Genomic DNA, 8792 nt, shown 5'->3' with positions numbered 1-8792 from the left:
GTCCGGGCGGCGGGCCCGGGGGAGGACCGGCCGGGCGTCCCGGAGGCGGTCCCGGCGGCAGCCCGAGCGGCGGTCCGGCCGGGGGCCCGACAGGGGGACCCGCCGGAGGCCCGACGGGAGGTCCAGGAGGAGGTCCGACGGGAGGTCCGGCCGAGGGGCCCGGGGCGGGGCGGTAAAAGTCGCTCATGCTCAACCATCCACGAGTTGTGAGGTGCCGGTCCTCGACGCGCGATCCGAGTCGGCTTCGGCGAGCGCTGCCGAAGGGTGGTGGGTCCGGCCGGCACCCGCAGAACCTTGGATGCTAGCGGACCACGCCCGGTAGGCGAGGAGTGCTCGGTTTCGCGGGTGAGGAAGGCCGCTTATCGCCCACCTTAGACGGGCCTTGCGACCCCTTCCTCGACCCACTGTGCCTGGTACCGCCCTATGCCGCGACATTCCGGACACCTCCACCGATCACGGCCGAACAATGCCGTGACCTATTTCACCACGCCCTTTGCGGCCTGCCGTCCCGAATAGATGCAGCCGCCCAGGAACGTGCCCTCCAGCGACCGGTACCCGTGCATCCCGCCCCCGCCGAACCCGGCCGCCTCGCCCGCGGCGAACAGCCCCGGCAGCGGCTCCCCGTCGACCTTCAGCACCCGCCCGTCCAGGTCGGTGTGCAGCCCGCCCAGCGTCTTGCGCGTCAGCAGGTTCAACCGCACCCCGATCAGCGGCCCGGCCTTCGGATCGAGCAGCCTATGCGGCGACGCGACCCGGATCAGCTTGTCGCCCCGGTAGTTCCTTGCTCCCCGCAGCGCCGTGACCTGCAAGTCCTTCGTGAACTTGTTCCCCATCTCGGCGTCTCTGGCCTCGACCGCGGCCCTGACCGTCTCGTATTCCAGCAGGTTGTCCCCGCTGATCGAGTTCATCTTCGCCACCAGCTCCGGCAGCGTCGCCGCCACCGCGAAGTCCGCCCCGTGCTTCTTGAACGCCTCGACAGGCCCGGGAGCGCCGGGCAGGACCCGCTTCAAGAGCAACTTGACGTCCTTGCCGGTCAGATCGGGATTCTGCTCCGACCCCGACAACGCAAATTCCTTCTCAAGGATCTTCTGAGTGAGAACAAACCAGGTGTACTCATACCCCGTGGTAGCAATGTGCTCCAAAGTCCCCAAGGTGTCGAACCCAGGAAAGAAAGGAGCCGGCAGCCGCTTCCCGGTCGCATCCAACCACAACGAAGAAGGCCCGGGAAGAATCCGAATCCCATGGTTCGGCCAAATAGGATCCCAGTTCTCGATGCCCTCGGTGTAGTGCCACATCCGGTCCCGGTTGATCAACTCCGCCCCGGCGTCCTCGGCGATCCCGAGCATCCGCCCGTCCACGTGCGCAGGAACCCCCGAAATGAGCCGCTTCGGCGCCGCCCCGAGCCGCTCCGGCCAGTTCTTCCTGACGAGATCGAAGTTCCCCCCGATCCCCCCGGAAGCGACGATGACCGCCCCGGCACTGATCTCGAACTCCCCGAGCGACTCCCGAGTGGTCGAAACCCCCCGAGCGGACTCGTCAGGAGCAAGCAGAGTCCCGGAAACCCCGGTGACGCGACCGTCCGCTGTAAGCAGCTGATCAACCCGATGCCGAAACTTGAACTGAAGCTTTCCGTCCTTGGCGGCTTGCCTGACCAGCCGTACGAACGGCGCGATGATCCCAGGACCAGTGCCCCAAGTAATGTGAAAACGAGGCACGGAGTTCCCATGCCCCTGCGCCGTATACCCCCCGCGTTCGGCCCACCCGACCACCGGGAAGAACTTCACCCCGAGCGAATGCAGCCAGGCCCGCTTCTCGCCGGAAGCGAAATCAACGTAAGCCTCCGCCCACCGGCGGGGCCACTCGTCCTCCGGCCGATCGAACCCGGCCGTCCCGACCCAGTCCTGCCAAGCGAGCTCATGCGAGTCCTTGATCCCCATGAACCGCTGCTCCGGCGAATCGACCAGGAACAACCCCCCGAAGGACCAGAACGCCTGCCCCCCGAGCGACTGCGACCCCTCCTGATCGACCACGGTCACCGTCTTCCCGAGCCGCACCAACTCAGAAGCAGCCACCAACCCGGCCAACCCACCCCCGACGACAACGACGTCACTGTCCATCGCCCGATCCCTCTCAAGTGGCCTTGCGGCATAGAATCTCGCTTTACGAACCTGTCCCAGGAGGTTACGGCAGCAGATGACACAGGGCAAGGACATCGCACCAGGAGATGAGGCGACCCGGACCGAGATCCAGGCGGTCTGGGGCGGCGCACTGCAAGGCGGCATCCTCCCCGCGAAGCGGTCCGATTCGGTCCTGATCTTCTCCGACCCCAGCCGCGGCGAACAGTACGGCTACTACGACGGCTGGCTGCCCGACGACGGCGACGGTCCGGTGTTCGAGTACACCGGACAGGGCCAGACCGGCCATCAGGAGATGCTGCGCGGAAACAAGGCCATCAGGGAACATCGGGCCGACGGCACCACGCTGCGGGTGTTCGTTGCCTCGCGCGAGCGGCGCCAGGGGCCGCAGGTGTTTAAGTACCTTGGCGAATTCGAACTCGATGAGGCCGAACCGGTCTACGAGCGCTTGGTGCACGACGCCACCGATCGCGATCGGATCGTATTCATGTTCCGACTCCGGCCGAAGACCGGAGCGATCGTGGACGCGGCCTCCGCCCTACCGCCCGCGAACCGGACCGCGGTCACCCAATGGGCCCCGATCGGCGAAATCGGGCGGTACCGAGGCAAGCATGCGAGGCCCTCGGGAAGCCGCCGGATCGCCCCCGAGCGAAATCTCAACACCCAAACGACCCGCTCCCCGAGCGAGGCGGTCACGGTGAAACGCCTTGAGGCCGAGTTGTGCCGACGCTTCGAGGCGTTCTTGGCAGACCGGAATCATGACGTCTGCCGGTTCGAGATCCGAGTCAAGGGCGAGCCGGGGATCATGCGCACCGACACCTGCGATGAGACCGATCTGGTCCTCTACGAGGCCAAAGGCGATGCGTCGAGAGGCCATGTCCGCCAAGCCATCGGACAACTCTTGGACTATGTGCGCCATCTGCACCCGAAGCGGAAGCGGTGCGCGGTGCTGTTGCCGAGCAAGCCGACTCCGGATGTCGAGGATCTGCTCAAGTCCCAGAACATCGCCCTTGTCTATGAAGAGAACGGCGAGTTCGTCGGGTGGCCGGTCAGCGCTCTTTGAGGAGGGCCAGGACTTCTTCTGTGGTGCCGGTTTCGGCTATTAGGGGGAAGATTCGGGTTGTGGCGTGGGTGTGGGCTTCGGGGTTGAGGTCGGTTACTGCGTCGGTGGGGATCGTGAGGTTGTAGCCGTGTTCGTGGGCTGAGCGGGCGGTGGATTCGACTCCGAGGCTGGTGGCTATGCCGGTGATGACCAGGTGGGTGATGCTTCGGCGGCGGAGGTGGAGGTCGAGGTCGGTTCCGTAGAACGAGCCCCAGTTTCGTTTGGTGATGACGAGGTCTTCGGGGTGGCCGGCGAGGGGGTCGATGATGTCGTCCCAGCCTTCGGGGAGGGCTTGAGGTCCGCGGTTGCCGAGGTCGGTGCGGCCGGGGGTGGCATCAGAGCCGTCGGCGTTGAAGGTGAAGCGGGTCAGGATGACCGGGAGGTCTTGGGCTCGGAAGGCTTCGGCGAGGGTCGCGGTGCGGGCGATGACTTCGGGGAGCGGGTGCGGTGCGGTGGGACGGGCGGCGCTGCCTTTTTGGAGGTCGATCACCAGGAGGGCGGTGCGGTTGTCGAGGCTGGTCACTGGCATGGCAATCCTTTCGAGATGCAAGGGAAGTTGTTTAGGGCTTGGTGAGGCGTTCTATGAGGGTGAGCGCTTCGGTCAGGGTCTTGCGTTCTGCGGTGGACAGGCGCTCTTGGATGGCGCGGGCCAGCCATTCGTCGCCTTCTTGTTGGGCGCCTTCGAACATCGCCTTGCCCGATTGGCTGAGGGAGATCAGTTGGCGGCGCTTGTCGCCGGGGTCGGGCCGGCGCTGGATCAGGGCGCGTTCTTCGAGGGCGGCGAGTGTCGGGACGACGGCTTGCGGCTTGACGCGCTCGGCTGCGGCGAGGTCGCTCGCTGAGGCTTCGCCTTCTTTGCCCAGCCTGCTGAGGATCGAGGCTTGGGAAGGCGTCAGCCCCTGGTTGTCGGAGAGCTCCTTGAAGCGTCGGTAGAGACGGCCGAATGCGGTGCGCAGCTCGCGGGCCGTGCGCGTCGCGGATTCGTCGGTCGCGGGATGGGTTCCTGCCATCCCGCGACCTTACATCTTCAAGTTGTATTTATCAAGTCAACTTGAACAAGTTAGCTTGATGGTTGCGATGGGGGAGGGGCCGGGTCCGGCGGCGAGGGGGATTCGAGTGGAGGAGGGGGTGGGAGTTCCCAGGCGGCGTGGCGGAGTTGGGTGACCAGGTGGTCGGCCGCGGCTTCGACGTCTTCCTTGCGGAGCTTGTCGGGGAGGCGGTTGGAGGCGATCCGGGAGAGGATCAGGACGTTCAGCGCGGTCTCGCGGAGGAGCCGGGGGAGCGGGATGCGGTGGCGGGCGCCGGCGAGAGCGGTGATGGCGTCTGCGAGCTGATCGAGTTCGGGTTGGTCGAGCTTGGTCGTCTCCATCGGAATCCTCCAGTTGTTGTTCAGTTGTGGCTTGTTCGGTCGTGACTATGAGGTTATGGATCGGCACCGACAGTTTTGCCGGTTGAGGGCGGGGCCTGTGTTTGAGATCTCTTTGTCCGCGCGAGCCGGGTGTTCCTCCCGGCTCGCGCGCCCCTGCTTCAGGCTCGGCAGAGGATTTCTCCGTGGGGGATCATCAGCCAGGAAGTCTCGGACTCGCCCCAGGACTTCCATGTCTCGGAGATCGCTTGGAGGTCTTCACGGGTGGCGTGGCCTCCCTCTAGGGCCTGCTTGGCGAAGTCGGAGTGGAGGCTGCGGTCGGCCCAGAGGCCGCCCCACCAGGTGCGGTCGGGCTCGTCGGAGAAGGTCCAAGTAGAGGAGGTGGCCTCGATCGCCGTCTCGGGGAAGCCGGCCTCCAGGGCCCAGGACTTGAGGCGGCGGCCTGCGTCGGGCTCGCCGCCGCCGGCGCGGGCGACGGTTTCGTAGAGGTCGAGCCAATCGGTCAGGCCCTGCGATTCGGGGAACCACGTGAAGGCCGCATAGTCGCTGTCGCGCACCGCGACCAGGCCGCCGGGCTTCGCGACGCGCCGCATCTCGCGCAGGGCCTGGACGGGGTCGCTCACGTGCTGGAGCACTTGGTGGGCGTGGACTACGTCGAAGGTGTCGTCGGCGAAGTTCAGGGCGTGGACGTCCGCTTGCTGGAAAGCCGTGTTGGTCAGGCCTCGTTCGGCCGCAGCGGCCTCGGCCTTCGGCAGGACGTCTGCCACGTAGTCCACCCCCGTCACGTGCCCGTCGTGGGCGATCTCGGCGAAGTCGGCGGTGATCGTGCCCGGGCCGCAGCCGATGTCGAGGATCCGGTGGTCGGTCTTGAGGTACGGCAGCAGGTACGCCGCCGAGTTCTCGGCGGTCCGCCAGGTGTGCGACCGCAGGACCGATTCGTGGTGGCCGTGGATGTACTTCGCCGTCTCTTTTGCCATGACGACGAGATTAGTCTCTTGATATCAAGGAGTGGGAGCCTAATTTCAGTATGTGGTTACCAGCCGCGGCGGTTGGCGAGCCAGTCTGCTGCTGCCAGGCCGCTCCAGCGTTGGTGTGGGCGGAGGTAGGGGGAGACGTCGGGGATGGGGGCGTTGTCGGATTCGCCGAGGTAGTAGCCGGTGATGGAGGCGAGGGCGGTGTCGAGTTGTTCGGGGGTGACGCCGGCGGCGGTGGGGTGGTTCCAGAAGAGGGCGTCGGCGTCGTGGCCGTCGCCGTGGGCCGCGACGAGGAGGCAGACGGTGTCGAACCAGGGGGAGTGGACCTGGACCCAGTTCCAGTCGCAGATCCAGGCCCGGTCCGAGCCGAGGATCATGTTGTCCGGGCGCAGGTCGAAGTGCATCACGGCTTCGGATTCCATCGCCTTCTCAATGCCTGATTCGAGCGCGGCGAGTTGTTCCGTCCTGCCCTCCAGGGCCTTCGGGACGGGGAACTCGCCCTGGAGGCCCCCGGCCACTCCGGTGAATTGGCGGAGCTTGTCGTCGATCGGGGCGGCGTGGACGCCGAGGTCCAGCAGGGCCTGCGGGGCCGGGGTCAGGGCGGCCGCGGCCTGGGCCCAGGCGTCGAGCATGAGGTCGAGGTCGCGGGGTGACATCGGGAGGGTCGGGGCGCGGCCGTCGACGGCTTCGAAGCCGAGGACCGTCCAGTCGTCGAAGTCGGCGGCGAATTCGAGGCGGGGGGCCGGGACGCCGGCGGGGAGGGCCGTGTTGACGCGCGCCTCCTGGCGGTAGGCGGCGAGGGCCCAGGAGCGGTCCGCGCCCGCGGCCTTGACGAAGAGTTCGGCGCCCGATTCGGAGCGGACGCGGGCGGCGAAGCCGCCGCTGAAGCCGCCGCCGGCCATGCGGATGTCGGCGGGCTCGCCGCCGAGTTCCTTGACCACGGTGGCGCGCACCGGTTCCGGGAGGGTCTCCCAGCCGGTGCGGATCGCGGTGGCGTCGTACGGGACGGTCTCGCCGAATCGGGACATGTGGAGAGTGTGGCCGCAGTTCACCGGGGGCGCAAACGGTTTAGTGAGACGAAGAGGCCCTCGCCGCCGTGGTGGGGGCGGCAGCGAGGGCCCGTTCTATTCTAGGCGCTCGCGAGCAAGGATGGAATGACCACGGGGAGTACATAGCATCCGATGTCGCCGACCTTGCTGTACGAGAGGGCCCAGTGGGCGGTCCGGGCGTCGCGGCACAGGACCACGAAGGCCACCATGCAGCTGAGCGCCCGCTGGGCGTCGGTCATGAACTGGAGCCACGATTCCGCCTGCACCGGATCGGGTTCGAGGACTGCGTCGAAGAGGATCGCGATGACCCGCTCGCCGCCCTTGGCGTAGGCCGCGGCCACGCAAACGCGGAGTCGGTTGGGGTGTTCGGGAAGGGTGAGGGTCCTGCGGCTGACGGTGATGCTGTCGTAGTCGGGGAGGTCCGGTCCGTCGGTGAAGTTGTACAGCTCTGTGGCGAATTCAGGTCGCGTCTCCATCAGCATGGCGAGGAGTTCGTTGTACTCGATCGACATTCGAGTTCCTAACTTCCGCGTGGGGTCACAAAAGGTGGGTTGTAGGAACAACGAAGACACGAGTTTCCGGTTACGGGTAATCGCCGCGAGTTGGGGAGGAAACTTGCAGATGCATCACAACGGCGAAACCGGGCTTGTGAGAAGCGAAGGGGCGCGACGGGATTGCTCCCGCCGCGCCCCTCTGCTCACTCGGGCCTTAGAGGCCCAGCTGGTGTTCGAAGTTGCCCTCTTCGATGCGCTTGGTGACCGCTTCGAGGTAGCGGGCCGCGTCGGCGCCGTCGATCAGGCGGTGGTCGTAGCTCAGCGTCAGGTGCATGACCGAGCGCACCGCGATGACCTCGCCCAGTTCGGGGTCGTTGATCACGCGGGGGCGCTTGACGATCGCGGCGGTGCCGAGGATCGCGGACTGCCCGACGGGGACGATCGGCGTGTCGAACAGCGCGCCGACCGAGCCGGTGTTGGTGATGGTGAAGGTCGCGCCGAACAGGTCGTCGGGCGCGAGGCCGCCGTCGCGGGCCTTCTTGGCGATCTCGGCGATCCGCTTGGCCAGGCCCGGGATGTTCAGGTCGCCGGCGTTCTTGACGACCGGGACGATGAGGCCCTTCGGCGTGTCCACCGCGAAGCCGACGTGCTCGGCCTCGGGGTAGGTGATCGTCTTCTCCTCCATGTTCATGGTGGCGTTGACGACCGGGTACTGCTGGAGCGCCTCGATCGCGGCGATCGAGAAGAACGGCAGGAAGGAGAGCTTGACGCCGTGGCGGGCGAGGAACTCGTCCTTCTTGGCCGCGCGGAGCTTCGCCACCTTGGTGACGTCCACTTCGCGCACCGTGGTCAGCTGCGCCGTGGTCTGCATCGACTGGAGCAGGGCCTTGGCGGCGGCCTGGCGCAGGCGCGACATCTTCTCGGTGCGGCCGCGGAGCGGGCTGACCTCGGCCGGGGCCGGAGCGGCCTTCGCCGGAGCGGCGGCGGGCGCGGGGGCCTCGACCTTCTTGGCGTCGATGACGGCCTGGACGTCCTCCTTGCGGATGCGTCCGCCCACACCGGAGCCGGAGACCGAGGAGAGGTCCACGCCGTTGTCGGAGGCGAGCTTGCGCACCAGCGGCGTCACGTACGAGCCGGACGGCTTCGACGCGGCGGCGACGGGAGCCGCGACCGGGGCCTCGGCGACCTCGGGGACGGCCGGGGCCGGAGCGGTCGGCGTGGAGGCCGCCTGGACCGGGGCCGGAGCGGGCTCCGGCTCGGACTTCACGACCGGCGTCGGCTCGGGCGCGGGAGCCGCGACCGGGGCCGTGTCGCCGGAGCCGATGATCGCGAGGACGGAGCCGACCTCGGTGGTCTCGTCCTCGGCGACGCGGATCTCCAGCAGGGTGCCGGCGGCCGGGGACGGGATCTCCGTGTCGACCTTGTCGGTCGAGATCTCCAGCAGCGGCTCGTCGACCTCGACGGTGTCGCCGACGGCCTTGAGCCAAGTGGTCACGGTGCCCTCGGTGACCGACTCGCCCAGCTCGGGGAGCAGGACCTCGGTGCCGGACGCGGGACCGGCGGCCGGAGCCGCAGGGGCCTCGGCGACCGGAGCCGGGGCCGGAGCGGCCTCGGCCTTGGGGGCCTCGGGCTCGGGCAGCGGCTCCTGGGCGGGCGCGGGGGCCGGAGCCGC

General features: G+C 67.7%; 9 protein-coding genes. 1 reads left to right on the top strand and 8 read right to left on the bottom strand.

Annotated elements, in window-relative coordinates; genetic code table 11:
• Positions 1-476: 476 nt before the first annotated feature.
• Positions 477-2117 (bottom strand): FAD-binding dehydrogenase, encoded by a 1641-nt coding sequence (locus tag DI269_RS15100; RefSeq protein ID WP_112137228.1) that lies wholly within the window; start codon positions 2115-2117, stop codon positions 477-479.
• Between the two features lie 76 nt (positions 2118-2193).
• Between DI269_RS15100 and DI269_RS15095 the strand changes: the two genes are divergently transcribed.
• Positions 2194-3198, top strand: coding sequence for a hypothetical protein (locus DI269_RS15095; RefSeq protein ID WP_112137226.1), 1005 nt, complete (start codon positions 2194-2196; stop codon positions 3196-3198).
• Here the strand turns inward: DI269_RS15095 and DI269_RS15090 are convergent.
• The 7 genes from DI269_RS15090 to sucB all read right to left on the bottom strand — a co-directional run.
• The gene (locus DI269_RS15090; protein WP_112137224.1) at positions 3185-3766 is read right to left on the bottom strand and encodes an isochorismatase family protein; all 582 of its coding nucleotides are present in this window, start codon (positions 3764-3766) and stop codon (positions 3185-3187) included. The genes DI269_RS15095 and DI269_RS15090 overlap by 14 nt on opposite strands.
• Positions 3767-3797: 31 nt before the next feature.
• Positions 3798-4247 carry a MarR family winged helix-turn-helix transcriptional regulator gene (locus DI269_RS15085; RefSeq protein WP_112137222.1) on the bottom strand — a complete coding sequence of 150 codons (450 nt, stop codon included), beginning with the start codon at positions 4245-4247 and terminating at the stop codon, positions 3798-3800.
• A gap of 50 nt (positions 4248-4297) precedes the next feature.
• On the bottom strand, positions 4298-4606 hold the full coding sequence (locus DI269_RS15080; protein ID WP_112137220.1) for a hypothetical protein: 309 nt from the start codon (positions 4604-4606) through the stop codon (positions 4298-4300).
• Positions 4607-4764: 158 nt separating this feature from the next.
• Entirely contained in the window at positions 4765-5580 is an 816-nt protein-coding gene (locus tag DI269_RS15075) for a class I SAM-dependent methyltransferase (protein WP_112137218.1), read from the bottom strand.
• 56 nt (positions 5581-5636) lie between these two features.
• Positions 5637-6605 (bottom strand): phosphotransferase, encoded by a 969-nt coding sequence (locus DI269_RS15070; RefSeq protein ID WP_112137216.1) that lies wholly within the window; start codon positions 6603-6605, stop codon positions 5637-5639.
• A gap of 101 nt (positions 6606-6706) precedes the next feature.
• Entirely contained in the window at positions 6707-7138 is a 432-nt protein-coding gene (locus tag DI269_RS15065; RefSeq protein ID WP_112137214.1) for a hypothetical protein, read from the bottom strand.
• Positions 7139-7334: 196 nt separating this feature from the next.
• Positions 7335-8792 (bottom strand): 2-oxoglutarate dehydrogenase, E2 component, dihydrolipoamide succinyltransferase (gene sucB / locus DI269_RS15060; protein WP_112137212.1); only part of this gene is annotated, 1458 nt, incomplete at its 5' end.

The sequence above is a fragment of the Glycomyces dulcitolivorans genome (assembly GCF_003265355.1).
Classification (GTDB): domain Bacteria; phylum Actinomycetota; class Actinomycetes; order Mycobacteriales; family Micromonosporaceae; genus Glycomyces; species Glycomyces dulcitolivorans.
The sequence above is the reverse complement of the archived record's forward strand: the minus strand, read 5'-3'. Positions and strand labels throughout refer to the sequence as shown.

Excerpts from the sequence above, each read along its gene's own strand:
- DI269_RS15100 (WP_112137228.1), bottom strand. The coding sequence starts at position 2,117 with ATGGACAGTGACGTCGTTGTCGTCGGGGGTGGGTTGGCCGGGTTGGTG.
- DI269_RS15095 (WP_112137226.1), top strand. The coding sequence starts at position 2,194 with ATGACACAGGGCAAGGACATCGCACCAGGAGATGAGGCGACCCGGACC.
- DI269_RS15090 (WP_112137224.1), bottom strand. The coding sequence starts at position 3,766 with ATGCCAGTGACCAGCCTCGACAACCGCACCGCCCTCCTGGTGATCGAC.
- DI269_RS15085 (WP_112137222.1), bottom strand. The coding sequence starts at position 4,247 with ATGGCAGGAACCCATCCCGCGACCGACGAATCCGCGACGCGCACGGCC.
- DI269_RS15080 (WP_112137220.1), bottom strand. The coding sequence starts at position 4,606 with ATGGAGACGACCAAGCTCGACCAACCCGAACTCGATCAGCTCGCAGAC.
- DI269_RS15075 (WP_112137218.1), bottom strand. The coding sequence starts at position 5,580 with ATGGCAAAAGAGACGGCGAAGTACATCCACGGCCACCACGAATCGGTC.
- DI269_RS15070 (WP_112137216.1), bottom strand. The coding sequence starts at position 6,605 with ATGTCCCGATTCGGCGAGACCGTCCCGTACGACGCCACCGCGATCCGC.
- DI269_RS15065 (WP_112137214.1), bottom strand. The coding sequence starts at position 7,138 with ATGTCGATCGAGTACAACGAACTCCTCGCCATGCTGATGGAGACGCGA.